At 29.2% G+C, this 26,248-nt stretch carries 30 protein-coding genes and 2 tRNA genes; 11 read left to right on the top strand and 21 right to left on the bottom strand.

The features are described from left to right. Positions 1-31 precede the first annotated feature (31 nt). The 3 genes from M6G78_RS05640 (at position 32) to M6G78_RS05630 (ending at position 2,702) form a co-directional block, all read left to right on the top strand. On the top strand, positions 32-961 hold the full coding sequence (locus M6G78_RS05640; RefSeq protein ID WP_138268062.1) for a DMT family transporter: 930 nt from the start codon (positions 32-34) through the stop codon (positions 959-961). A 99-nt stretch (positions 962-1,060) separates the two neighbouring features. Then, positions 1,061-1,792 carry an ABC transporter ATP-binding protein gene (locus tag M6G78_RS05635; protein ID WP_138268061.1) on the top strand — a complete coding sequence of 244 codons (732 nt, stop codon included), beginning with the start codon at positions 1,061-1,063 and terminating at the stop codon, positions 1,790-1,792. Continuing rightward, on the top strand, positions 1,785-2,702 hold the full coding sequence (locus M6G78_RS05630; RefSeq protein ID WP_138268060.1) for a SufD family Fe-S cluster assembly protein: 918 nt from the start codon (positions 1,785-1,787) through the stop codon (positions 2,700-2,702). The genes M6G78_RS05635 and M6G78_RS05630 overlap by 8 nt, the downstream gene beginning before the upstream one ends. Before the next feature lie 23 nt (positions 2,703-2,725). On the opposite strand, the gene M6G78_RS05625 is transcribed toward M6G78_RS05630, so the two are convergent. Both M6G78_RS05625 and M6G78_RS05620 read right to left on the bottom strand, forming a co-directional pair. Beyond that, positions 2,726-3,625: a helix-turn-helix domain-containing protein gene (locus M6G78_RS05625; RefSeq protein ID WP_138268059.1), complete on the bottom strand. Its 900-nt coding sequence runs from the start codon at positions 3,623-3,625 to the stop codon at positions 2,726-2,728. A gap of 139 nt (positions 3,626-3,764) precedes the next feature. After that, positions 3,765-4,568, bottom strand: coding sequence for a MerR family transcriptional regulator (locus M6G78_RS05620; protein ID WP_138268058.1), 804 nt, complete (start codon positions 4,566-4,568; stop codon positions 3,765-3,767). Between the two features lie 78 nt (positions 4,569-4,646). On the opposite strand from M6G78_RS05620, the gene M6G78_RS05615 reads away from it, so the two are divergent. Then, a complete protein-coding gene (locus M6G78_RS05615; RefSeq protein ID WP_138268057.1) occupies positions 4,647-5,234 on the top strand; it encodes a YitT family protein in 588 nt (195 codons plus the stop codon). On the opposite strand, the gene M6G78_RS05610 is transcribed toward M6G78_RS05615, so the two are convergent. Then, on the bottom strand, positions 5,231-5,722 hold the full coding sequence (locus M6G78_RS05610; RefSeq protein ID WP_138268056.1) for a phosphatase PAP2 family protein: 492 nt from the start codon (positions 5,720-5,722) through the stop codon (positions 5,231-5,233). The genes M6G78_RS05615 and M6G78_RS05610 overlap by 4 nt on opposite strands. A 9-nt stretch (positions 5,723-5,731) precedes the next feature. After that, positions 5,732-7,600, bottom strand: coding sequence for an excinuclease ABC subunit UvrC (gene uvrC / locus M6G78_RS05605; protein WP_138268055.1), 1,869 nt, complete (start codon positions 7,598-7,600; stop codon positions 5,732-5,734). 75 nt (positions 7,601-7,675) lie between these two features. On the opposite strand from uvrC, the gene M6G78_RS05600 reads away from it, so the two are divergent. Together M6G78_RS05600 and M6G78_RS05595 are read left to right on the top strand one after the other, a co-directional pair. After that, positions 7,676-7,870 carry a hypothetical protein gene (locus M6G78_RS05600; RefSeq protein WP_138268054.1) on the top strand — a complete coding sequence of 65 codons (195 nt, stop codon included), beginning with the start codon at positions 7,676-7,678 and terminating at the stop codon, positions 7,868-7,870. Between the two features lie 57 nt (positions 7,871-7,927). Then, positions 7,928-8,830 (top strand): DMT family transporter, encoded by a 903-nt coding sequence (locus M6G78_RS05595; protein ID WP_138268053.1) that lies wholly within the window; start codon positions 7,928-7,930, stop codon positions 8,828-8,830. Positions 8,831-8,838: 8 nt separating this feature from the next. Here the strand turns inward: M6G78_RS05595 and M6G78_RS05590 are convergent, their stop codons facing one another. The 13 genes from M6G78_RS05590 to M6G78_RS05530 all read right to left on the bottom strand — a co-directional run bounded on the left by M6G78_RS05590 (position 8,839) and on the right by M6G78_RS05530 (position 20,124). Next, on the bottom strand, positions 8,839-10,215 hold the full coding sequence (locus M6G78_RS05590) for a citrate/2-methylcitrate synthase (RefSeq protein WP_138268052.1): 1,377 nt from the start codon (positions 10,213-10,215) through the stop codon (positions 8,839-8,841). 29 nt (positions 10,216-10,244) lie between these two features. After that, the gene (gene hisIE / locus M6G78_RS05585) at positions 10,245-10,886 is read right to left on the bottom strand and encodes a bifunctional phosphoribosyl-AMP cyclohydrolase/phosphoribosyl-ATP diphosphatase HisIE (RefSeq protein WP_138268051.1); all 642 of its coding nucleotides are present in this window, start codon (positions 10,884-10,886) and stop codon (positions 10,245-10,247) included. A gap of 1 nt (position 10,887) precedes the next feature. After that, positions 10,888-11,643: an imidazole glycerol phosphate synthase subunit HisF gene (gene hisF / locus M6G78_RS05580; protein ID WP_138268050.1), complete on the bottom strand. Its 756-nt coding sequence runs from the start codon at positions 11,641-11,643 to the stop codon at positions 10,888-10,890. Then, positions 11,637-12,341 carry a 1-(5-phosphoribosyl)-5-[(5-phosphoribosylamino)methylideneamino]imidazole-4-carboxamide isomerase gene (gene hisA / locus M6G78_RS05575; RefSeq protein WP_138268049.1) on the bottom strand — a complete coding sequence of 235 codons (705 nt, stop codon included), beginning with the start codon at positions 12,339-12,341 and terminating at the stop codon, positions 11,637-11,639. Before hisA ends, hisF begins: the two co-directional genes overlap by 7 nt. A gap of 2 nt (positions 12,342-12,343) precedes the next feature. Beyond that, complete coding sequence (gene hisH, locus M6G78_RS05570; RefSeq protein ID WP_138268048.1) at positions 12,344-12,949, bottom strand: imidazole glycerol phosphate synthase subunit HisH; 606 nt, start codon at positions 12,947-12,949, stop codon at positions 12,344-12,346. Then, on the bottom strand, positions 12,946-13,524 hold the full coding sequence (gene hisB / locus M6G78_RS05565) for an imidazoleglycerol-phosphate dehydratase HisB (protein ID WP_138268047.1): 579 nt from the start codon (positions 13,522-13,524) through the stop codon (positions 12,946-12,948). Before hisB ends, hisH begins: the two co-directional genes overlap by 4 nt. Then, positions 13,525-14,583 (bottom strand): histidinol-phosphate transaminase, encoded by a 1,059-nt coding sequence (gene hisC, locus M6G78_RS05560; protein ID WP_138268046.1) that lies wholly within the window; start codon positions 14,581-14,583, stop codon positions 13,525-13,527. Then, entirely contained in the window at positions 14,583-15,866 is a 1,284-nt protein-coding gene (gene hisD / locus M6G78_RS05555) for a histidinol dehydrogenase (protein WP_138268045.1), read from the bottom strand. The genes hisC and hisD overlap by 1 nt, the downstream gene beginning before the upstream one ends. Positions 15,867-15,870: 4 nt before the next feature. Further along, positions 15,871-16,497: an ATP phosphoribosyltransferase gene (gene hisG / locus M6G78_RS05550; protein ID WP_138268044.1), complete on the bottom strand. Its 627-nt coding sequence runs from the start codon at positions 16,495-16,497 to the stop codon at positions 15,871-15,873. Position 16,498: 1 nt separating this feature from the next. Next, positions 16,499-17,635, bottom strand: coding sequence for an ATP phosphoribosyltransferase regulatory subunit (locus M6G78_RS05545; RefSeq protein WP_138268043.1), 1,137 nt, complete (start codon positions 17,633-17,635; stop codon positions 16,499-16,501). Between the two features lie 296 nt (positions 17,636-17,931). Beyond that, entirely contained in the window at positions 17,932-19,032 is a 1,101-nt protein-coding gene (locus tag M6G78_RS05540) for a hypothetical protein (RefSeq protein WP_253229834.1), read from the bottom strand. 167 nt (positions 19,033-19,199) lie between these two features. Continuing rightward, positions 19,200-20,033: a PIG-L family deacetylase gene (locus M6G78_RS05535; protein ID WP_138268895.1), complete on the bottom strand. Its 834-nt coding sequence runs from the start codon at positions 20,031-20,033 to the stop codon at positions 19,200-19,202. A 16-nt stretch (positions 20,034-20,049) separates the two neighbouring features. Further along, a tRNA-Arg gene (locus tag M6G78_RS05530) sits at positions 20,050-20,124 on the bottom strand. Positions 20,125-20,440: 316 nt separating this feature from the next. On the opposite strand from M6G78_RS05530, the gene M6G78_RS05525 reads away from it, so the two are divergent. The 5 genes from M6G78_RS05525 to M6G78_RS05505 all read left to right on the top strand — a co-directional run bounded on the left by M6G78_RS05525 (position 20,441) and on the right by M6G78_RS05505 (position 23,381). Beyond that, a complete protein-coding gene (locus M6G78_RS05525) occupies positions 20,441-20,746 on the top strand; it encodes a PTS sugar transporter subunit IIB (RefSeq protein ID WP_138268896.1) in 306 nt (101 codons plus the stop codon). Between the two features lie 119 nt (positions 20,747-20,865). After that, positions 20,866-21,150, top strand: coding sequence for a PTS sugar transporter subunit IIB (locus tag M6G78_RS05520; RefSeq protein ID WP_138268897.1), 285 nt, complete (start codon positions 20,866-20,868; stop codon positions 21,148-21,150). Between the two features lie 282 nt (positions 21,151-21,432). Then, positions 21,433-22,185 carry an SDR family NAD(P)-dependent oxidoreductase gene (locus M6G78_RS05515; RefSeq protein WP_138268898.1) on the top strand — a complete coding sequence of 251 codons (753 nt, stop codon included), beginning with the start codon at positions 21,433-21,435 and terminating at the stop codon, positions 22,183-22,185. A gap of 27 nt (positions 22,186-22,212) precedes the next feature. Next, on the top strand, positions 22,213-23,031 hold the full coding sequence (locus M6G78_RS05510; RefSeq protein ID WP_138268899.1) for an SDR family NAD(P)-dependent oxidoreductase: 819 nt from the start codon (positions 22,213-22,215) through the stop codon (positions 23,029-23,031). Positions 23,032-23,105: 74 nt separating this feature from the next. Further along, positions 23,106-23,381 carry a hypothetical protein gene (locus M6G78_RS05505; protein ID WP_138268900.1) on the top strand — a complete coding sequence of 92 codons (276 nt, stop codon included), beginning with the start codon at positions 23,106-23,108 and terminating at the stop codon, positions 23,379-23,381. Positions 23,382-23,411: 30 nt separating this feature from the next. On the opposite strand, the gene M6G78_RS05500 is transcribed toward M6G78_RS05505, so the two are convergent. From M6G78_RS05500 to M6G78_RS05485, 4 genes are all read right to left on the bottom strand, one after another. Continuing rightward, positions 23,412-24,011 carry a rubredoxin-like domain-containing protein gene (locus M6G78_RS05500; RefSeq protein WP_253229833.1) on the bottom strand — a complete coding sequence of 200 codons (600 nt, stop codon included), beginning with the start codon at positions 24,009-24,011 and terminating at the stop codon, positions 23,412-23,414. Between the two features lies 1 nt (position 24,012). After that, positions 24,013-24,663, bottom strand: coding sequence for a rubredoxin (locus tag M6G78_RS10305; protein ID WP_138268901.1), 651 nt, complete (start codon positions 24,661-24,663; stop codon positions 24,013-24,015). 93 nt (positions 24,664-24,756) lie between these two features. Then, a complete protein-coding gene (locus M6G78_RS05490) occupies positions 24,757-25,944 on the bottom strand; it encodes a CHAP domain-containing protein (RefSeq protein ID WP_253229832.1) in 1,188 nt (395 codons plus the stop codon). Positions 25,945-26,118: 174 nt separating this feature from the next. Next, positions 26,119-26,195 (bottom strand) — tRNA-Arg (locus M6G78_RS05485). Positions 26,196-26,248: the final 53 nt, after the last annotated feature.

Raw genomic sequence — 26,248 nt, 5'->3', positions numbered from 1 at the left:
CAAAGGGCTTTTTTACTTGAAAGGACATATAATGAAAAAAAACGACCAAACAGTATTAACTAAACCTATAATAATTTGCCTTTTGGCATCAATCTGCTGCATCCTTTGGGGGAGTGCATTTCCTGCAATAAAAATTGGATATGAATTATTCAACATAGCAGGAAATGATACTGCAAGTCAAATGCTTTTTGCAGGACTTAGATTCACAATGGCAGGCATACTTGCAATAGTTATCGGAAGCATTCTTTCTAAAAAAGTTCTTATACCTAAAAAAGAAGCCTACCCTTCTATTTTAAAATTATCAATGGTACAAACCGTACTGCAATATGTATGTTTTTATGTTGGACTTGCAAACACAACGGGAACAAAAGCATCAATAATAGAAGCATCAAATGTATTTCTTGCAATCCTTATCCCCGCACTTATTTTAAAACATGAAAAACTTACCCCATCAAAAATATTTGGGTGTTTAATAGGCTTTATTGGAGTTGTAATTATAAACTTAAACGGAAGCAGTTTTGACTTTAACATGAAATTAAGTGGAGAAGGTTTAATTTTTCTTTCTGCCGTATTTTATGCATTCTCATCAATCATGATAAAAGAATATTCAAAACATGAAAAACCGGTTATATTAAGCGGTTACCAATTTGTAATCGGCGGTATAATAATGATATTAATCGGTATATTTACAGGCGGAAAAATAAATAATATAACAATAAACGGTATTATTCTATTAATTTATATGGCTTTTATTTCAGCAGTTGCCTATTCATTATGGGCTACACTTCTTAAATATAATCCTGTTGGGAAAGTTGCTGTTTATGGATTTTTAAACCCTGTATGCGGAGTAATTCTTTCTGCGATACTTCTAAAAGAAGGAAGCGTATTTAATATTCTTGGAATCATATCACTGATTTTGGTTTGCATAGGCATATATTTAGTAAACAAAGAAAAAGAATAGTAAATTAGTAGGAAATACTTTCCTTAAATAAAAACTTATGATATACTATCAACGAAATAGAAATAAAATATCTTTTCATATAAAAACGGAGGCAATAAAATGTTAAAACTTGAACATATAAAATGGGATACAGAAGATGGTCAATCTATAATAAAAGATATTAATCTTGATATAGAAGACGGTAAACTTATCGTTGTTACAGGCCCAAACGGAGGCGGTAAAACAAGTCTTGCAAAATTAATTGCAGGAATAAAAAATGTAACAGACGGTAAAATATTCTTAGATAATGAAGATATAACAAATTTAGACATAACAACAAGAGCAAAAAAAGGAATAGCCTATGCTTTCCAACAACCTGTAAAATTTAAAGGATTAACCGTAAGAGATATTCTTAAATTATCTGCGGGGAAAGACCTTAATGAAGGAGAAGCCTGTGCATTACTAAGCAAAGTCGGTTTATGTGCAGAAGAATATATTGATAGAGAATTAAACGATTCTTTATCAGGAGGAGAAAGCAAAAGAATAGAAATTGCAGGAGTTCTTGCAAGAGATGCAAAACTATATATTTTTGACGAACCTGAAGCAGGAATAGACCTTTGGAGTTTTGCAAAACTTGTTGAAACCTTTGAAATTTTAAGAAAACATACAAAAGGAACTCTTCTTATTATTTCTCATCAAGAAAGAATACTTTCAATAGCAGACGAAATAGTAGTAATATCAGACGGAAAAGTAAGAGCTAAAGGAAATAAAAAAGAGATTTTACCAACATTATTCAAAGAAGAAAGAGCAAATATGTGCCCTAAAGAAAAGGAGGCAGCAGTAAATGAATAAAACAACAGAACAACTTTTAAAAGTAGTTTCAGGATTCAGTGGAAAATTTGAAGGTGCTTTTAATATAAGAGAAGACGGTAAGTGTGCAGGTAGACAATCAAGTGAAAATATTAAAATAGAATCTAAAAAAGATGCTCCAGGACTTGAAATTCATATAAAACCAAATACAAAGGGCGAAAATGTATACATTCCAGCTTGTGTAACTCACGGGAACGTAGATGACCTTGTATATAACGACTTTTTTGTGGGTGAAAATGCAGATGTAAAAATCATTGCGGGATGCGGAGTTCATACAGATGATGGACATGATGCAAGACACAACGGAATACATAGATTTTTCCTTGAAGAAAATGCTCATGTAGTATATGAAGAAAAACACATTGCAACAGGTAAAGGAAAAGGAACAAAGAGAATTGATCCTGTTACAGATGTTTACCTTAAGAAAAATTCAGTACTTGAAATGGACACAATACAACTTGAAGGCGTAGACAGCTCAATAAGAAAAACAAGTGGCGTAGTTGAAGAAGGCGCAAAACTTCTTGTAAGAGAAAGAATAATGACAGACGGAGATGAAATTGCCAAAACTGATTTTGATGTAACATTAAAAGGCGAAAACTCATCTGCAGATTTAGTATCACGTTCTGTTGCAAAGGGAAATTCTTATCAAGAATTTACTTCTAAAATGAACGGAGAAGCAAAATGCAACGGACATTCTGAATGTGATGCAATACTTGTTGGAAACGGAAAAGTTGCCGCAGCTCCAGCCCTTGTAGCTTCTAACTTAGATGCAGAACTTATACACGAAGCAGCTATTGGAAAAATCGCCGGAGACCAAATTTTAAAACTTCAAAGTCTTGGACTTACAAAAGAAGAAGCTGAAGAAAAAATCATTTCTGGATTTTTAAAATAAAAAACGAGGTCAAACCTCGTTTTTTATTTTTCATCAAATATAATTGAAACTATTCCACATAATATTCCACCAATTGGGAAAACAACCCAGCCTGGATGCCATAATCCGAAAATAAAACCAATAAGCAGAAATATTATTGTAGCAATAAGCATTATTATAGCTTGTATTTTATCTGAAAAAATTTCTTTTTTACTTAATTCATAACTTTCATTTTCTTTATTATATTCTTTGTTGTATTCACTTATATTGTACTTTGCTTTTTGCATTCCAAAATAAACAAATATTCCAACGGCAATTGTAACCAAAAGTAAAAATACTGTAATTATAGGAGGATAATCCTCACCTAACTGTAAGACCTCTTCTCCAATTACAACAACAATGATTCCAAGAAGTATTAAAAATACACCAAAGGATATCATGCCTGCAAAAAGTTTATTAAATCTTCTTTTCTCATCTTTTGTATAGAAATCTTCAAAATAAGGATGCTCTTCAGTAAAGTTACCCCAGCTTATTCCATAATAAACAAATAAAAAAACTGATATTGCAATAAGAGTTAATAAAACTATAACAGGAAAAGCTTTAATATTGTTAGCATAAGTCTCTTCAAAAGAAGCAACAAAGGTAACACCAAGAAGAATAAGAACTACTCCAAGAGTAATCATCTTAGTAAACTTATTATACATTTTCTCATATAACTCTCTGCCTTCTTCATTATTTTCAATATCAAGATTTCCTTTAATAAGCATATCAATATCAATATTAAATAACTCGCTTAACATTATAAGTTTATCCATTTCAGGATAAGAAGAACCATTTTCCCATTTTGAAACAGCTTGCCTTGAAACTTCCAATTTTTCTGCTAATTGCTCTTGGGATAAATCATGCTTTTTTCTTAAGTTTTGTAAATTTGTTCCAAAATTCATTTTTTTCACCTCCTGTTTGCAATAATATTAATAGAGCATTACCATTTTTTCTACCAACTTTTATTTGCAACTTAAAGTTTTTATGTAAACTTGCGGTTGCATGAATAATCATTAATGTATAAAATGCAAATTATAATAATTATTTGATTTTACATTGAATTTCTGTTACAAATTCATTTTCATCAATAGTATACCTATTATCGATATGATAGATTTCAAAAGGTTCCCCATCCAAATCTATTTTATTTATTTTTGCGTAATTATACATATCGTTTATTTTCTCCATAAGTTGATTATAACTACCTTTGTAAGTTACGGATAAATACTTACCCGATAATAATTTATAATCATAATTAAAAATATCAGAACATGACAATAAAAATACAGAATTATATAAAATTTTTCCTTTTTTCAAAGTATCTTTTAAAGATATAAACGCACCTATCGTTTGATTTCCCAAATCCAAAAATTTTTTCTCATGCTTTCTATGAAGCTTTTTTACAACTATATCCATTTCTTCATCAGATGAAATATTGGCGGAAATCGTAACCAAATATCTGCTTTTTAAATCTTTTATTAAAATTTTATCAGACGAAAAATTATAAAAGTCATTTAATTTTTTAACCCTACTTTCAATCAATTTTTTCTTATCATTCAATCGTTCAATTTCACATGATATAGCACTGTATTCTTCATTTAACATTTTTAATGTATTGTCAATATCCAAATTATCAATATATGCTTTTATCCTCTTCATAGAAAAATTTAATAGTCTTAAATCTTTAATTATATTTAAAATATACATATCTTTTAAAGAATACATACGATAATTATTTCTACTCCTTTGTGGTTTTAAAATCCCCAAACGTTCATAATATCTTAAAGAATCAACACCTATATTATATAACTTTGATATCTCGCTTATTTTATAATATTCTTTCATTTATGAGCCTCCGAATCAAAATACCATTGACATTAGTATTATACTAGAGTTTATCATGTTAATAAAGGAGGTTTTAAAATGAAAAAAATAAAAATGACTTTAATAATTATATTAGGAGCTATGATTATTTCATTCGGAATTTATAATATACACCAACAATATAACATAACAGAAGGAGGCATAATAGGATTAACATTACTATTACACCACCATATGAACATTCCTCAACATATTCTTTCTCCAATATTAAATACTTTTTGCTACATACTTGCAATAAGATATTTAGGTAAAAAATTTATTGCAGTATCGTTAATATCCACAATCAGTTTAAGTGTATTTTTTAAAATTTGGGAAACATTCCCTCCAATAATAAAATTAAACAATATGTTTATTATTACAATTTTGGGAGGAATTTTTATTGGAGTGGGGACGGGATTAATCATAAGACAAGGAGGAGCAGGAGGTGGAGATGATGCTTTGGCACTTACAATAACAAAAAATACAAATATAAAAATATCATATGCTTATTTGATAATGGACCTTACAGTACTGTTATTGTCTTTTTCTTATCTTCCAATAAAAAAAATTTTTTTATCGGTAATAACTGTTACAATTTCATCATTTATTATTGAATTTATAAAAGACACTAAAAAAAATAACATTTAAAATATCATAAACAATATTCCGAAAGATACACCCAAAATCATACCACAAACCACATCTCTAAAAAAATGGACGGCTCCAACCACTCTTATGTACATAAGAAAAATACCAAGAATCAAAACAATAACACCATAATAAACATTAACAAACAAACAGGAAGTTCCAATTAAAAATGCAGAAAAAACATGCCTGCTTGGAAAAGATTTACCTTTAGTATCCTTATCCAAAACAGGAGTAATATTAAAAACTTCATATGGTCTTTTAAAGTTAAATAGTTTTCTAAAAAAACTTAAAAGAACAAAAGGAATAAAAGTAGTAAGAACAATCCTTAATACAAAATCTTTCCCCATAAGAAATCCTATTATCAAAAAAACAGGAAAAGAAATAAATACAGAATATGTTACTATCTTATCAAGAATATTAAGCCTTCTTTTTTTAGCTAAATCTTTTTTATATGGTTCATAAAGTTTTAAATAAAAATTTTTATCCATTCGCTCTCCCTAATCATTTTTCAAATAATCTTTAACTTTTTTTGCCAAAGCTTCATTCATCCCGTCAACTTTCATAATCTCTTCTATTGAAGCATTCTTTATTTCCTCTAAGTTTTTAAAATGAGTAAGTAAATTTCTGCATTTTACTTTTCCTATTCCCTCAATTTCTTCCAATGTCGTTTTTAAGAAACTTTTACTTCTTAAGTTTTTATGATAATCAATAGCATATCTATGAACCTCTTCACTTATATCATTAAGAAGTTTTTTTGCATATTCAAAATCTTTTATGTTTCTTGCTTCTTCGCTGTCTTTAACAACTTCCTTTAATTTATGTTTGTTGTTTTTTCCAAGCCCTAAAACTTTAATATTAAATCCAAACGTATCTACAACATTTTTTATTGCATTCACATGCCCTATTCCACCATCTACAAATATAATATCAGGAAGAGGTAAAAACCTTGCATTTTCATCTTGTTCTTCCATTTCTTTTCTTGCTCTGTTAAGTCTTCTGAATACTACTTCAACCATGCTTCCGTAATCATTTGGACCTTCTACTGATTTTATTCTAAACTTTCTGTAAGCTTTATTATTCCTTTTTGCTCCGTCAAACACTACCATAACACCGACGCTGTCAACTCCGGAAGTGTTTGAAATATCATATGCTTCATATCTAAAGTTACCTTCTTTTATTATTCCAGCGTAATCATTTATTTCTTCAACGGCTTTCTTTTCCATAAGTATTCTTTGTTTTTCTTTGCCTACAATATTTTCAAGATTTAATTTTGCATTATCAGTAGCAAGTTTTAATAATTTTTTCTTTTCTCCTCTTATAGGAACTTTAATTTGGACTTTTGTAGTTTTTAATTCACTAAGAAGATTTTGTATATTTTCAATATCATCAAACTCCCTTTCTACCAATATAAGAGGAGGAATAAAAGGAGTATTTGTATAAAATTGTTTTACAAAAGCAGACAAAACTTCTCCTGCATCTTTTTCGTTTTGCCCTTTTAAAATATAATTCTCTCTTCCAACAATTTTTTTATCCCTTAAGGCATAAACCTGTACGCAAGCCATATCTTCCCCCATTGCAAGACCAAGTATATCCATGTTGTCTGCTGTGGCATTAGAGACATTCTGCTCGCTTTTAAGCCCTTTTATTGCAAAAATCTTATCTCTTACCTTACCGGCATTTTCAAAGTCTAAATTTTCGCTGTAAGCATTCATTTTGCTTTCAAGACTTGATATTATTTTACCTGTTTTACCATTTAGAATATCTGTTATTTCTTTTATATATGAATTATATAAGTCTTTATTAACATTTCCCTGACAAACTCCAAGGCATTGTCCGATATGATAATTTAGACATACATTACCCTTTTTAACGCCATACTTTAATTCTTTCTTGCACATTGCAATTGGGTACAGTTCATTTATTGTACTTACTGTTTTCTTTGCATATGTTGCATTTGCGTATGGTCCAAAATATTTATTTCCGTCATTTACATATTTTCTTGTTATAAATAATTTTGGATATTCATCTTTTGTTGTAAGCTTAATATATGGATATGTTTTATCATCTCGCATTAAAATATTATAATAAGGTCTGTATTTTTTTATTAAGTTACACTCTAAAATCAACGCTTCCATTTCGTTGGAAGTAATAATATATTCAAAATCAGCAATATTCTCAACCATTTTAAGAACTTTAGGTGTATGATTTGAATTTTTTCTAAAATATTGGGTTACCCTATTTTTAAGAACCTTTGCTTTTCCAACGTAAATAATAGTACCATTCTCATCTTTCATAAGATATACGCCACTATTTTGAGGAAGTAGTTTTATTTTTTTATTTAAATTTTCACTGAAGTTTTCTCTCATAAAAATACCTTTAAATTATTGATTTTTCTACTTGGTTATTATATCATATAATTTAATAAAACATAGGAGTATGACATGAAAAGTAATTTTAACGAATTAAGAGCAAGTAATGACAAGTATGACATATATGTAACAAAAAAAGTTTTTTTAGGATATACTTTAAAAAAATTTTTAAAAGGAACCTTTTATGACTTGGTTCAAAAAATTGATATAAACGAAAATTTAACAAGCGAAGAACTTGATAAAATTGCATATAGCATGCTTGACTAAAACAGAGTTATTCTCTGTTTTTTTTATATTTGAATTTTTTTTACATATACTACTATTATGAGTAGCGATAAAAAAGGATATATTGCAACTTTAATAATGAGTTTAATAATGGGAATGCAGTATATCTTTATAAAAGATTTAATAAAATTATCCCATAATAATGTTTTTTTAGTTTTAAGCATTAGATTTTTTATTGCATTTATATTTATGCTTTTAATTTTTTATATAAGAAAAATAAAAATACATCTGTCTTTTAAAAATAAAGATTTATTTAGACTGTCTTTTTATAATCCGGTAATAAATTTTTCTTTTCAAACAATAGGGGTAATGTTATGCCCCGTAACAACCGTAAGTGTTCTTATAGCCCTTATTCCAATTGCAAATGTTATAGTAAGTTATTTTTTATTAAAAGAAAAACCTAACTTAAAAGAAAGTATGTTTATGGGAATATGTGTTTTAGGTACGCTCATTGCAAGTGTTTCATCTTCAAATAGCAATAAAACTCAGTTTGCTTTTTTAGGAACCATGCTTATTATTTTATCTATTTTTTCAAGAGCCTACTACCAAGGAAAACTAAAGAAGCTTAAAATTAAAGAAATAAATACAGTATCAATTTACCAAATTTTTTATGGATTTATTGCATTTACAATAATGTTTTTTATTTTCTTTTTCCTAAACCCTACAATAGATATTTTAGAAATAATTTTTCTTAAAGATTTTATCTTTGGAATACTATATCTATCCCTGCTTGCAACAATACTTGTATTTTATTTAAATAATTATGCAGTAAAAAGCATAAGCGTAATAAGTGTTGGGCTTATGAATAATATAACCGTTCTAATATCAACTCTTGCAGGAATAATATTCTTAGGTGAAAAATTCACCATAATTCAAGTTATAGGTTTATTTATGATACTTCTTGGAAGTTTGTTATATTATAAAAACAAAAAAGATGCATAAAGCATCTTTTATCTTTCATCAATAGGAATATACTCTCTTTTTTCTTGAACATTCATATATGCAGGTCTTATAATCTTACTTGCATTTATAAGTTCTTCAAGTCTATGAGCAGACCAACCTGAAATTCTTGCAATAGCAAATAAAGGAGTAAATAGTTCCTTTGGTATGCCTAACATTTTATAAACAAATCCACTGTAAAAGTCTATGTTAATACAAATGTCTTTATATGTTCTAAATCTTGAAGCTATAATTTCAGGCGCTAATTTTTCTACTAATTCATATAATTCAAATTCTTCTTTAAGCCCCTTTTCTTCCGATAATTTTCCAACAAAATACTTAAATATCAATGCTCTTGGGTCAGAAGAAGAGTATATACCATGACCTACACCATAAATTAAACCTTGTTTATCAAAAGCATCTTTATCCAAAATCTTATTTAAATAACGAGAAACTTCTTCTTCGTCTTTCCAGTCTTTAACAGCTCTTTTAATTTCTTCAAACATATTCACAACTTTCACGTTTGCACCACCGTGTTTTGGACCTTTTAAAGATGCAAGAGAAGCAGCAACGGAAGAATATGTATCCGTACCTGAAGAAGATACTACGTGCATTGTAAATGAAGAGTTGTTTCCTCCCCCATGTTCTGCATGTAAAACTAAAGCCAAATCAAGAATCCTTGCTTCAAGCTTTGTATATTTGCTGTCAGGACGAAGCATATGTAAAATATTTTCCGCAGTCGAAAGGTCTGGTTTTGGAGAATGAATGAATAAACTTTCTCCGTTATTATAATGCATACTTGCTTGATATCCGTATACTGCAATCATAGGGAAAATTGATATTAAATGAATACATTGTCTAAGAACATTATCGATTGAAATATCATCAGGATGTTCATCATAAGCATATAGCGTTAATACACTTCTCGCCATAGTGTTCATAACATCAACACTTGGAGATTTCATTATAATATCCCTAACAAAAGAAGGCGGTAAACTTCTATATTTTGCAATTTGAGCCTCAAATGATTTAAGTTCATCTTTTTTAGGCAGCTTTCCAGTAAGAAGCAAATATGTTACTTCTTCAAAACCAAATCTATTATCCTCAATAAATCCGTCAACCAAAGATTCGATAGGAATACCTCTGTATCTTAAATATCCGTCTATTGATGTTTTTTTGCCATCTACAATTTTACTTCCACAAACATCAGATATTTCTGTAAGCCCAGTTAAAACACCAACACCGTTTTTATCCCTAAGCCCTCTGTTTACATTATGTATCTTATAAAGTTCTTGATCAATAAAACAGTTATCTTCACATGTCTTACTTAATTTTTTTATTTCAGGCGTAATATCAGAGAAATTTATTTCTGTTCCTTTATGTCTCATTTTACCCCTCCTTTGTTTGATAAAATATATTATTTATGTCTTGAATTTAACTTAGCAAATATGTCTTCTATGTTTACATCTCTGTCATTTAAAAGCACCAGCAAATGATATATAAGGTCGCTTGCTTCCCCTATAATTTCTTCTTTATTATTGTTTTTAGCGGCAACAATAGTTTCCGCACTTTCTTCACCAATTTTTTTACAAATCTTATCTATACCTTCAATTAAAAGATACTGAGTATAAGAACCTTCATATTTTGTAGGCATCTTTTCAAGATTTTTTATTCCTTCTTTTCTTTCATTTATTGTATCTTGAATTGTAAATAAGATTTCTGCACTTTCATCTTTATCAGCTTTTACTATATCATTGAAAAAGCAGCTTTCACTTCCTGTATGACAAGTTGGTCCGTCAGGATTTGCATTTATAAGCAAAGTATCATTGTCGCAATCACTTGCGATACTTACAACATTTAAATAATTCTTACTGCTTTCTCCTTTTAACCATTGTGTTTTTCTGCTTCTTGAATAAAAATTAACTTTTCCTGTTTTTAATGTATCATTATAAGCCTGTTCGTTCATATAACCAAGCATAAGAACTTTTTTAGTCTTATAATTTTGAACAATAACGGGTAAAAGTCCGTTTTCGTCCAATTTAAAATCTTTAAATTCCATTTTATATCCTCATTTCTATATCATTATCTTTTAAATATCTTTTTAAATCCATTATATCTATTTCACCAAAATGGAATACACTGGCAGCAAGAGCCGCATCTGCTCCGCATTTTAAAACTTCCAAAAAATGTTCCATTTTTCCTGCTCCTCCGGATGCAATAATAGGAATAGATAAAACATCATTTAGCTTTTCTATTAACTCAAGATCAAACCCATCTTTTACACCGTCAGTATCAATGGAATTAATACAAATTTCACCGGCTCCAAGGTCTTCACCTTTTTTTGCCCATTCAATTGCATCAATATGAGTATTTTCTCTACCACCTTTTACATAAACATCCCAACTGTTTTTTTCATTCCTCTTTGCGTCAATAGATAAAACAACGCACTGGGAACCAAATTTTTTTGCTCCGTCACTTATTATGCTTGGATTCACAACAGCGCTTGAGTTTACGCTTACCTTATCTGCTCCGGCTAAAAGAACTTTTCTAAAATCTTCTACCGTTCTTATTCCTCCTCCAATTGTAAAAGGAATAGAAACCTCTTTTGCAATATTTTCAACTGTATGAATAAAGATATCTCTTTCATCGCTTGATGCAGTTATATCATAAAACACAAGCTCATCGGCACCAAGCTTAGAATAATTTTTTCCAAGTTTAACAGGATCATCAACATCCTTTATATTTGCAAAATTTTTACCTTTAACAACTCTGCCGTGATCAACATCAAGACAAGGTATAATTCTTTTTGCTAACATACCAAATCCTCTACTTTAAATTTATTTTCATATAATGCCTTACCTACAATAACAGCATAAGTATCGTTTTCTCTTAATTTATTAATATCCTCAAGAGAAGATATTCCTCCTGAAACGACAATATTATGTTTTGTAGCTTCACTTAATCTTTTGTAAAGCTCAAAGCTTGGACCTGAAAGCATTCCGTCTTTTTTTATATCCGTAACTACAATGCTTACAAGAGGTAAATCTTTTATTTTTTCAAGGTAATCCCATATTAAAATACCGCTGTTTTCACTCCAGCCTTTTATATATACATATTCATCTTTAACATCTAATGAAAGACTGATTTTATATGGGTATTTATCTGCCATTTCCTTCAAAAAATCAAAATCCTTAACAGCCTTTGTTCCTATGGACACCCTATCAACACCGATATCCACATATTTTTTTATTTGTTCTTCTCCTCTGATTCCTCCGCCTACTTCAACTTTCATACTTGTATTTTCTATGATGCTTTTTATAACATCATAGTTTTGCATCTGACCAAGTAAAGCAGCATCCAAATCGACTACATGAAGATATTTAACACCTTTTTTTTCAAAATCTTTTGCAACCGACAAAGGACTGTCAAAGTAAACTGTCTCTTTGTCATAATCTCCTTGTGAAAGTCTTACACATTTACTGTTTCTTATATCTATTGCTGGATAAATTATCATATTTATTCTCCCAAAAAGTTTAAAAGTAATTTTTCTCCTGTCTTATCGCTTTTTTCAGGATGAAATTGCATACCTATAACATTACCGTTTCTAACGACTGCAGGAACTTTATAATGATATTCACTGTAAGCAATTAAGTTTTCATCATTCATCTTATCTGCATGATAAGAATGAACAAAGTAAACATATTCTCCGTTATTTATGCCTTTAACAATGTTATCTTCTCTATTAATAACAAGTTCATTCCATCCCATATGAGGAACTTTATATTCTTTAGGTATATCAAAAGGAACAATTTCTCCTTTTATATAACAAAGACCTTTATGCTCTCCCATTTCATAACTTTTTTCAAATAATAACTGCATTCCAAGACAAATCCCAAGAAGATACTTACCTTCCTCTACCCAATTATTAATAAAGTCTATCAAGTCATTTTCTACTAAACCTTCCATCCCATCCCCAAAAGCTCCAACGCCTGGAATAATAAGTTTATCGCATTTCGAAAGAACGTCTTTGTCATTTGTAATAACACTGTCAAATCCAAGCCTTAAAAGAGCATTGTATACATTCTTTAAATTTCCTGCACCGTAATCTATAATACCTATCATAATACACCTTTACTTGAAGGAATTTCATCACTTGTAATTGTAACAGCTTCTTTTAAAGCTCTGGCTAAAGCTTTAAAGATAGCTTCACACATATGATGATTATTACCTTTGTCTAATATTTTTATATTAAGATTAAGCCCTCCGTTTATGCAAAATGCATATAAGAAGTCTTCTAATATTTCAGTTTCAAAGTCCCCTATTCTTTCAACATTAAAAGGATTTTCATATACAAGATATCCTCTGCCGCTAACATCAACACTTACTCTTGCAAGAACTTCATCCATAGGAATGAAAAAAGTTGAATATCTGTTAATGCCTCTTTTATCCCCTACAGCTTCTTTAAAGCATTTACCTAAAACAATACCTATATCTTCTACGGTATGATGATTATCAACTTCAAAATCACCTTTTGCTTTAATGTCTATATCAAATTTTGAATGAGATGCTAAAAGAGTAATCATGTGATTAAAAAAACCTACCCCCGTATCAGCATAAACATTACCACTTCCGTCTAAATTCAAATTAATTTCAATGTCGGTTTCTTTTGTTATTCTATGTTCATAACTTGATCTCATTTAGAAAACCTCCTTTATTACTTCAATAAGTTCATCGTTTTCTGCTTTGCTTCCAACTGTTATTCTTACTATATTTTTTAGGCTCTCTCCATATGCCCTTATAGATATGCTTTTCTTTTCGCATTCTTCATAAAGTTTATATGCCTTATCACTTCTTATTGTTATAAAGTTTGCGTTTAGTGGAAATATAAATACTCCTTCACACTCTTTTAGTACATCGACTATCCTGTCTCTTTGTTCCTTTATAACTTCTATTTCATCTTCTATGTATTTATGGTTTTCAACCAAAACCTCTCCTGCTGTTTGAGAAGTAACTGATAAATTATATGGAGCTTTTGCAGCATATAAGAAATCAATAACTTCTTTATTTGCAATTATAAACCCAACTCTTAGTCCCGCACCGCTAAATGCTTTGGATAAGGTTCTTAAAATTATTACTCTATTACTGTAATCAAGCAAATCAAGGTTTTCACCTTCTGCAAAATGAATATATGCTTCATCTATTACAACCATAGCACTTGTATTGTCAATAACTTTTTTTATGTCATCCTTTGAATACAAATATCCTGTTGGATTGTTTGGTGTGCATATATAAATTATTTTTGCATTCTCTTCATTTGCTCTTTTTATTAATGTATCAATGTCAGGAGTAAAATCTTCTTTATCACTTTCTATTCCTATATATTTACCCTTTGCTAAAATAGCTGCTTGACCATACATTGAAAACGTAGGATCACAACTCATTACAACATCATCTTTATCCACAAAAGTAGCACTGATTATAGTAATACCTTCATCTGAGCCTGAAGTTGCAATCAATTTATCCATATCAACATTTATTAAATCTGCATATGCTTTTCTTAATTTTTTTGCATCAGGATCCGGATAACGATTTATATTGATATTTTTCATTTTTTCAATAAAATCATTTTGAAGTTTTGTTCCAAGAAAATTTTCATAATGCTCATTTGCATTTAATATTATTCTGTAATCCTGTCCCGCAGCCTTGTAACATTCATAATCTTTTAAGGCTGGAACAACAAGCTCTCTTATATCCATTATTCAAATCTCCTTTCAACAGCTTTTGCATGGGCAGTAAGCCCCTCTTTGTTTGCAAATGCAATGATTTTATCTTTATGCTTCATAAGTTCTTCTCTTGAATAATAAACTATACTTGTTCTTTTCATAAAATCATAAGTTGATAATGGGGAATAAAACTTTGCTTTACCTGATGTAGGAATTGTGTGGTTTGAGCCTGCAAAATAATCTCCCACAGGTTCAGGAGTATATTCACCCATAAATACACTTCCTGCATTTTGGACTTTATCTATATAGTCAAAAGGATTTTCAAGAGATATTTCCAAATGTTCCGGTGCTATTTCATTCGCAACATCAAAGGCTTTGTCTATATCTTCAACAAGGAATATCATTCCGTAATTTTCAACAGCTTTTGAAGCTATATCTTCTTTTGTAAGTTCTTTTAATTGTCTGTATACTTCTTTTTCAACTTCTTTTGCCAATTTTTCGCTTGTAGTAACCAAAATACAAGCCGCATTCTCGTCATGTTCTGCTTGAGATAATAAGTCAGCAGCAACATAAACAGGATTTGCATTTTCATCGGCAATCACTAAAACTTCGCTTGGTCCGGCAAGCATATCTATATCTACATCACCATAAACTTTTCTTTTTGCTTCTGCAACAAATAAGTTTCCAGGACCACAAATTTTATATACGGGTTTTATGCTCTCTGTTCCATAAGCAAGAGCCGCTATTGCTCCGGCACCACCTGATAAGTAAATTTCATCAACTCCGCAAACATAAGCCGCAGCAAGAATATTTTGATTTACTTTTCCTTCTTTATCAGGAGGAGTAATAAGGGCAATTTCCTTTACTCCAGCAACTTTTGCAGGTATCGAATTCATAAGAACGGTTGAAGGATAAGGACTTTTCCCTCCTGGAATATATAATCCCACTCTTTCGATAGGAGTAACTTTTTGAGTTAGTCTTTTTGTTCCTTCATCCATATCAAAATGAGAATATTTTTGGTTCTTATGATATTTTTCTATATTTTCTTTACTTTCTTTTAATACTTCAATAAAATATTCATCTGCATTTTCATATGCTTTTTTTATTTCTTCTTTATCAACTCTTAAACTTTTAACTTCAACATGGTCAAAGTCTTTCATCATTCTTTTTAAAGCTTCATCTTTATTTTCTTTTACGTCATTAATTATATTTTCAACAATTTTTTCTACTTCGTTTAACTTATTACCATGTCTTTGTAAAATTTCTTTTAATATATCTAAATAATTTTCTTTATTTTTTAAATCTATTATTTTCATCTTTTTACTCCATTCTTTCATTTGCTGCTTTTAAGTTTTCTATAAATGGTTTTAATGAAGAATGTTTCATTTTTAAACTTGCTTTATTTACGATAAAAACAGAATATATATCAAAAATTTCTTCTAATACACATAGTCCGTTTTCTTTTAAAGTAACCCCGCTTTCAACAATATCAACTATTACATCTGACATTTTAAGAAGGGGTGCAAGCTCAACGGAACCGTTTATTTTTATAATTTTTGCTTTTATTCCAAGTTTGTCAAAATATTCTTTTGCAATATTTACAAATTTTGAAGCAGCAACAATTTGCTTCATATTCTTTACATCTGTACCTTTAAATCCTGCAACACACATTTTACATTTTCCAATATTTAAAGGGAACAATCTATATACATCAGGATTATCTTCAAGAAGTATATCCTTACCTACAATACCACAATCACATACTCCGCTTTCTACATATATAGGAGTATCACTTGGTTTTACAAGAACCATTTGTACACTGTTATCATCGCTGTTTAAAATAAGTTTTCTATTCAAATCAAATTCGGAAAAAGTAATACCGAATTCATTAAACAACTTTATGGCTTGTTTTGCTACTCTTCCTTTTGCAACTGCTATTTTTATCATATTACTCTCCTAAAATATCTAATAATTCATTTTCTTTTAAGGTTTTATTATTTTCTTTTGCTACAACCTTAAAACTCTTATCTGCTACCATTGAAACATTATAGCCTTTTTGTCTTAATTTATTTGAAACTTCAATACCTTTTTTACTATCGCTTTCCAAACAATGAACTATATAATCTACCCCGAAGAATTTTGTATCTTCTTTAAGTATTTGAGAAGTTAAATCTAAGTTTTGACTAAATCCACATGCACCTTGTCTACCTGCGAATTTCTTTGCAAGTCTGTCATACCTTCCCCCTGTAATGATTTCTCCTCCGGCATCAATAGAATAAACCTTAAACATTATTCCGCTGTAATAATGCATTGCGTTTGTAAAACCTAAATCTAAGTAAACAAACTTATCAAGACCATGAATTTTTAAAAGTTCATAAACGCCTTCAATTTTATCAAGAGCATTATTCATTTTATCATTAACGGCTATGTCTCTTGCTTTATTCATTACATCTTCAAAGTCACCAAAAAGCATACATATATCAATAAGTTTATCTAGATATTTTTTATCTATATTTCTTCCGTCCAAAAAGCTTATTAAGTCTGCACTGTTTTTTTGTTCTATGTATTTATGAACAGTTTCTACCTCTTCTTTTTTTATTTCATGTATTTCTTCTATAAGTCCATAAACAAAATCTGCATGAGATAAATCAAGTCTTATATCTTCAATTCCAAGAGCAAAAACACTATTAAGAGCAAGTGCAATAATGTCACTGTCTACCAAGTCACTTTCTTTTAAGAAACATTCAACTCCTGTTTGGTTAATTTCATCTAAAGTATAATCTTTAAATTTATTTCTAAATACTTTTGATTCGTAAAAATATTTTTCGCTTTCTTTATTTTTCATATTAGCAACAGTTTTTAAAACATGAAAGGTTGCATCAGGTCTTATTACAAGAATATTACCTTCCCCATCAATTAATTTTAATTGTTCATTGCTATGACTAATATCATATTTTTTATATAAATCATAAGGCATAAACATTGGTATTGTTATTTGTTCATAACCATATTTTTTATATAGCATACTTAAAGTATCTTTCATAAACGCATATTTTTTTTGAGTATTGTCTTCTTTTTGTAACATATAAACCTCCCCCAGCTTACAAGTTAAGTATAATTAATTCATTATATCATATTTTATCTATATGGGAAACATAAATAAGTAAAAATTCAGAAAATTTAATCTATTTATATTTATAAAATCAATTTAAATAGTTATATCCTTATAAATCCAAAAAAGCTAACAAAATAAATAATTTTTATAAAATTTTATTTATAATTATACATTTATTATTTTACTTTATTAATCTTAAATTATCCTTAAATTTATATGATTATATTTAGATTTTTCATAAAAAAAAGAACGATTTCTCGTTCTTTTTACATTTCTTTATTTTCTTGTTGTCTTTTTAGAGCTTCAATATCAAACTCACCTTTTTCAAGACTTGTATCAATATCAATATTATTATTTTTATCTACATCAACTATATTATCTTCAGTTGTTTTGTTTTCAGCAACATTGGTTTCATAGTGTACACTATCTTGATTATTTTCATTATAAACATTTGTATCGTTTGTATAATTATTATATTGATTACCATAATTAAAATTGTTATTAGAGTAACTGCCATATTGTTCGTATTTTAAGTATATTTCTTTTTCAATAAATTTCTTACATAATAAAGCAAAAGACATTTCACTCCATACAAAAAATACAAATGCACCAAAGAATAAAGCTAAAATTAGAATAATACCTACAGGCCATAACATATAAGCAATAAAACCTACTATCATATAAAATATGAAATACAAGATAACAAGCCCAAGTCCCAAAACAAAATAAAACAATAACATTAATATATAATCTTTTATATTACTTAAACCTATTTTAAAAGCATTTGAGAATAAGTTATTTAAAAGTCGTTTATCATCTTTTGCAGCAATTCCATATCCACTTAAAGGAACAACATTTAAAAAAGAAAAGATTATTCCTAATACGATTATAAAAAGGAACATTTTAGGCATCATTGATGCAAGAACATTGTATAACATGTTATCAGATACATATGGATAAGCATACATTAATGAATAAATATCCCCTGCTAGAAATATCATAGCAAAAATAACATATAATATAACACAAGCTAATACAAAAATAAGCTCTATTAATGCAGGAATTAAACATTCTTTAAACCTTGTAAAATATAAGAAAAGATTTGTAATGTTAAATTCTTTTCCATCATCCAATTCAAAAATAAGCCTAAATAAACCTATTGTAAATGCTGCAGAAACATATAAATTTATAATAGAAATTACAATACTTAAAATAAAAGACTCGTCTGCAATGAACCCACCTATGACAGAAAATGCTAATTGAACCAAATAAACAAGGAAAAATGAACCTATAATATACCAGAATTTTCCTTTAAGTAACTCCTTGGCTCTATCTCTAATTACTGCACGATTAATAAAATTATCCATATATATCCCCTTTAATAAATAATATTATTTAAAAAATAAAACCCAAACTGCTAGAGCTGCAACAACCAATCCCTCAACAATAACCAAAGCTTTTTTTGCGTTCATAATAATCCTCCAAAACAAAAATAATTTGATATAATTATAACATAAAACTATCTAATTACAAGTTATATACTGCTTTCAAAATCCTTAGCATTTACTATCTTTTCGTACTTAATCATCTGTCCATATTTTACAAAAGCTCCGGGTTGAGATTTATATAAATCTAAAAGACCCATCTTTTCTTCAACCTGTTGTTGAGTTAATGGAGAAAGATAATTGTCAACCTTAAAAAGTTCTCCCTTATCATAATATTTTGTAAAATAAAACAATGTATCTTTATTTATATATTTATTATATAATCCGGTAGTAATATTATTAACGTATATATGATGAATATGTCCATATTCACCTTCAGGATTATGCGTTACAACCTTATTCCAATTTTTATATAACAAAACAGTTTCAATATCCTTTGTTATATAATCCATTACTCCGGCTTCTTTCCAATCAACTCTCCTAAATTTATATGCGTCAGGATAAGAAAGTACTATACATTTATCATTTGTTTTTTTCATTACATCATTTAGTTCATTATATCTGATATTCCCTGTTTCTTTACCATTTGTAATGCATAATACCAAATAATCTTCATTAATAAGTTCCATTGCTGACCACAAAGCTTCATCGTCAGGATGAGCTATTATCATTAAATTTTCTACATTTGATAAATCCATTTTATCCAAATCATCTTTTTTTAAAAAAGGTGATTTTATATGTGCATCATAATTATTATGTAAAACCAATTTTTCATAATCAAGTCCGGCAAATAAAGATTTAACGGAGTATCGTATTGTCGGATTATATTTTATATTACCGCCAAGCAAAAGAACAAAAACAAACATCATGAAAATATAAAATAGAATTAAAAATAATATTCTTCTCTTTTTTTCCCTCTCCATATTAACAATCTCCAAATGGTACGCCTGAGAGGAGTCGAACCCCCACTAAGCGGGCCGAAGCCGCCTGCTCTATCCATTAAGCTACAGGCGCACGATAATATAATTTATAATTCTATCATTTATGACTTTCTTCATCAATATTATACACAATTATTAATAAAAATTTAACATTTAAAAAAATATATATTTTTTATAAATTTATTGTATAAATATATTGAAAAAATACAAATAAAACATTAAAATGCTATTTAGAAATATAAAGTTTTATAAAAAAATTTGTTATTAATTCTAATGCATGACAAATGTAACAGTATCGAACTTTTTTAAAAAAAACATAATTTTATTGTTTAAATTATTTATATTTATGTTATAATAGTGTTGTGCAAAAGTAACGTGAAAGGATAATTATGATTACTATACTTGTTATATGCGGAAGTGGTGTCGCAACATCAACTTTAGCAGCAGAAAAGCTTAAATCAATTTGCAAAGAAGAAAATATTGATATTGAAACTTATCAATGCAAAGTCAGCGATGCCAAAGCAAGAGCAAAAATGATTGATCCAGATATAATCGTTACAACCGCTGAATTAAACCAAGAATTTAATATACCTGTCATAAACGGAAAATCATTAATTACAGAAAATGGGATCTCAGAATTTAAAAAAGAATTGTTTTCCGTTATTGTCAAGCTGTTAAGTTCAAATTCAAATTAAGTACAAAACGGAATAACCGTTTGTAATAAAAGTTGCTTTAAATAAATCTTTTTAAAAGTACATATTTTGGTAAATAATAGGATTTTATTATTTATTTAATTAATGGAGGATTTTATTATATGAAAACTATTTTAGTTGCATGTGGAACAGGTATTGCTACATCTACAGTAGCTGCAAAAAAATGTGAAGGAATTTGTAAAGAAGCTGGTATTCAAGTAAAAACAGTTCAATGTAAAGCTGCTGAAACTGCTTCAAAAGTAAAAGTTATTAAACCAGACGTAATCGTTGGTACAACAGATATTCCTGGAGATATCGGTGATACAGTTCTTTTAAATGGTAGATGCCTACTTACAGGTGTTGGTTTAAATCAATTCAAAGAAGATTTAATTAACGCTGTTAAATAATTAATTTAATTACATTTTATTTTTAAGTATTTATTGTTAAAAGATTTATCTTAAAGAACGAAACACAATTCTATTAGACCGAATGAAATAGTACTTTACATAAAGAACAGATTTTTATCTGTTCTTTTTTTGTTTAAAGAGAATTACCATTTGTAATTTTTTACAAAAGATAATTATGTTTATTGACACTTTTATTTATAATGTGATATCATATAATAAAGATAACATTGTTTTAATAGAATTTAAAACAAAAATAAATGCAAATAAAAAAGGAGAATTAAAATGTTAACAAACAAAGTCGCAATTGTAACAGGTGCAGGAACAGGCATAGGTAAGGAAGTTGCGAAGCTGTTCGGAAAAAACCATGCATCTGTTGTGATAAATTACAGATCAAGCGAAAAAGAAGCCAATGAAGTAAAAAAAGAAATTGAACAAATGGGTTCAAAAGCAATAACAGTAAAAGGTGATATATCCAATTATGATGATTGCAAAAAAATCATAAAAGAAGCTCTTGATGCTTTTGGACATATTGACATTTTAGTTAATAACTCAGGAATGGGACTTTCAAAAGGTAATATCCTTGATATAACGGATGAAGAATATCATAAAGTAATAAAAACAAACATAGATGGAACATATTATATGACAACACTTACTTTAAAACAAATGGAAGAACAAGGAACAGGAGGAAGCATTGTAAGCATATCATCTTCTGCGGTTGCACAACCAAGCAGCGGAAACGGTCCATATGCAATGAGTAAAGCTGCGGTAGAACTTTTAATGCGCTCAATCGCACAAAATCATGGAGTAAACGGTATAAGATGTAATATAGTTGCTCCAGGACCTACAGAAACAAACATGGTAAAAGAATTCTTTGATGAAGAAAAGAGAAACAGAGTAACGAAAGAAATTCCTTTAAGACGTTTTGGAGACCCAAAAGAAACAGCTCAAGCTGTATTATTTTTCGCAAGTGATATGTCAAGTTATGTAACAGGTCAAAAAATCCACGTCGATGGAGGGAGAACTATAAGATAAATTTACAAAATTAAGGAGAACAATAAAATGGAAGAAAAACTTTTAGGAAAAGTTGCTTTAATTACAGGAGCTGCAAGAGGCATAGGAAGAGAATATGCTCTTAGACTTGCCAAACTTGGAGCAGATGTTGTTATTACAGATTTAGATGTAAAAGCAACAAAATTTAAAGAAAAAGATGTTCTTGCTCCAACCGTAAAAGAAGAAATTGAAGTTTTGGGAAGAAAATCAATGGCATTTGAAGGAGATGCAACCGATGATAAATTTGGCAAAATGGTTGTAGATGAAGTAATAAAAGAATTTGGACATATTGATATTTTAATTAATAATGTTGGAGGAACAGGAGGAGCAGGACCTGCTCTTGCTACTGAGATGGATACAGATAAATTTGTTCATGCTCTAAATATTAATTTACTTTCAACTTTTATTTTCTGTAAATATGTTGGGAAACAAATGAAAAAACAACAAAGCGGTAAAATAATTAATATTTCTTCCGTTGGTGGTTCAGTACCTTTATTTATTACTCAAGCTCATTATTCTGCAGGCAAAGCAGGTGTGGACTCTTTAACACGTACTTTTGCATTAGAACTTGCTCCATATGGAGTAAACGTAAATGCAGTTGCACCGGGATATATACATACAGTAAAATGGGATGCTCATTTTGAAGAGCAATTTAGTGAACTTACAGAAAAAGTTCCTATGGGAAGACTTGGTAATACAGAAGACTGTGCAAAAGTTATCGAATTTTTGGCAACTGATTTATCAGATTACCTAACAGGTCAAACAATATATATTGACGGTGGATTAAAAACTTTAAACCCTTCCTCTTCAAAACTTAACTTGTACTAATTTGTATAAGAACACTTGCAATCATTTGTAATATAAATTATAATATTGTAAGTAATAAGAAAAGGAGAATGAACATGAAAATTATTATCGCAGCAAGCATGAAAGATGCTAAATTTGCTAAATTTGAAGATTTAATTCACACTAACTGTGGAAAAGATGTTGAAGTTGTAAAATGTAACGTTATTACAGATAATATTGAAGAATTAATAGCTTCAGAAACTCCTGATGCTATCGTTAAAGTTGGTGTAAAAGTTCCTGATACAGATATTCCTGTAATTGATGGATTAGCACTTAACTATCCTCAAATGGGTGCTAAAAAACTTTATGATGCAATCAACAAATTAAAATAATAAAAAAAGAGAAGATAATCTTCTCTTTTTTTATTCTACTCTGAAAAATTTTTCTGCAGGCTGTTTACAAACAGGACAAAGTGCCGGCGGATTCTTTCCTTCATGAATATAACCACATACACTGCATTTCCATTTCACGATTTCATTTTTTTCATATGAACTTTCTTCATTAAAATTAATTGTATTTAATAAATCTTTTATAATATCCTGAGGAATCGTCTCATCGCCTATCAAAGATTCTAAGAAAGCTTTTGAATTTCCACTTTGAGGAATCATAAATCCCGCTTCTCTGCTTAGATCCTCTGCAACAAGTCTTGACGATTTTTCGGCAGCAACCATTAATGCACTGTTACAACTTCTTGCAATGTTTTCCAATTCTATTTTATTTGAAATAATAGCTCTTAATGCTTTTATTGTATCATCTTTTTTCTTTTGTTGTACAGGTAATTTTTTTGGAACCATTGAAATAGCCGCTGAAGGACATACTTCACTGCATGTGCCACACCCTATACATTTCTCTACATCAATAATACTATTTTCTGTATCTGTTGCTCCTGTAGGACAAACATATAAACACAAGCAATCTTTTGTACATAATCTTAAATTACGAACTGCATATTTTTCTGACATTTTACATTCTCCCTTCAACTTTTTCAAACTTCCAATCCGGAACCTTACATACAGGACAAAGTGCCGGTGCGTCTTCCCCCAAATATATAAATCCACATACACTGCAAATCCATACATTTGTTTTTTCAATCATGCTTTCACCTTCTTCTTTATATCTTCTAAGCAAGGAATCCAACATTCTTGTAACTTTTTCTCCCCATACCATAACACGTTGTGCACCTCTATCAGAATTTTTTCTTGCTATTTGATTTGCATATGGATAAAGCACATCTAAATCTTTTTGTAAAATATCAAGCATATCATCTATATTACAGTCTTTAACACCTTCACCCTTTTGTAAAAACACTTCTGATAATTTTCTAAATCCATCTGCCTGTTTTTCCATGTATTGTTTTTCACATCCCTTTGCCAAATTTGAGCATAAAATGCTCATTTCCATAGCAGACATTTCTTTTGAAACATGAGGTTCATACTCAATTTCATTATTTATTTCTTCTACTACTGGTTTAAAATCTGTTTTACTTGCACCACAAAGAGGACATTTCCAATTAGAAGGAAATTCTTCCCATTTTGTTCCAGCCTTAATTCCTTTATCCGGAATCCCTTTTTCTTCATCATAAACATAACCACATATCTTACAAATATACTGCATTTTATTTACCCCTTTTTTTATAATATAACATTATATATAATTATTTTCTGTGACTTAGTCACAAAAAAAACGGTGCTTTTTTTGCACCGTTTTTTAATAATTAGGAACACCATATCCCATTATATTCCAAGAACCTATAGAATAGCTTCTTCTTGCACACATATTAGACGTATTACCTTCAATTGTATGTACAGTTCCTCCACTTACATATTCAACTATACCTACATGATTTCCTACTCCATTACCATCCCAATCAAAGAATATAATATCTCCCGGAGATGGTTTATAACTTCTGCCTTTCCATCTTCCTCTTGCCTTAAACCAATTAGCTCCATTATCAACATATGAGAATTTTGGAATTACGCCGGCTTTAATATAACCTACCTCATTTGCACACCATGAAACAAAGCATGCACACCATGAAACTCTATAATTAAATCCATACCAACTCCAGAATTTTTCTCCATTATAATTACCTATTTGAGCTTTTGCAGCATTTACAACAGCTGTACGGCCTCTACCGTAATATGCATTACCACTTGAGTAATTACCATTTTTTATATTTTCTTCATATAGTTTATCACTTAACTCAATCGCTTCTTTTTCAAGCATGTCAAGTTGTTCTTCAATCGCTTCGATACTTTCATTTGCGTCAGTTAATTGATACTTTTTAGCCTCTGTCAACACATTAAGATCTTCTTTATCAGATTCTAAACCTGCAATTATAGTATCTAACTCTTTCTTATCGTCTTCTATTTTTTTTGTTTGCGTTGCAATTTCTGCTTCTGCCTGTTGTAAGTTACTTATTATACTTTGATCATATGAAACTAACTCTTTATAATTAGATATATTGCTTATTAAATCAGATAATCCGGAAGAAGAAAAGATTACATCTAAATACCCGCTACCACCATACATATACATAACTTCCATTCTTTGAGCAAATATTTTTTCATATTTTTCCTTCTTCTCTTTTGCTTTATCTAATTTCTTTTGAGCTTCTTCAAGTTCTTTTTCAACTTTATCTCTCTTAGACTCCTGAGTTTTTATTTTTTTGTTTAATTCAGAAATCTTACTTTCATAATCATCTATTTCGCTTTGAAGTTGATCAGCTTCACTTGATGCATCTTTTAAATCAGATTCTTTATTTTCTATTTGTTGTTTTTTCTCTTCTAACTGCTGCTCTGTAGACTTTTTTGCACTAACAGTTACAAATGGAAAATCCATAAAAGCAGTAACACAAAATAGCATTAAAATAATCGCAATAAATTTTTTCTTCATAGTTTCTCCAAAGTTTACTTATAGTTTTAGTCATTATAATGTTATAATATTTTTCATATTTTGTCAAATATTTACTATATTTTTCATATTTCTTTAAATTATTTTATAATTTATTTACTTCTATAAATAACAACTTTTAATAAAAAAAACACCTCAATGGTGTTTAATGTCGAATGGCGCGCCCTGGAAGATTCGAACCCCCGGCCTTTTGATCCGTAGTCAAACGCTCTATCCAGCTGAGCTAAGGGCGCATATATTATATAAAAATGAAAAAACAATACATATGTATTACCAATCTATTATA

It is taken from the genome of Anaerofustis sp. NSJ-163 (genome assembly GCF_024135845.1).
Taxonomy (GTDB): Bacteria; Bacillota; Clostridia; order Eubacteriales; family Anaerofustaceae; genus Anaerofustis; species Anaerofustis butyriciformans.
This window is presented reverse-complemented; position numbering and strand designations above follow the sequence as displayed.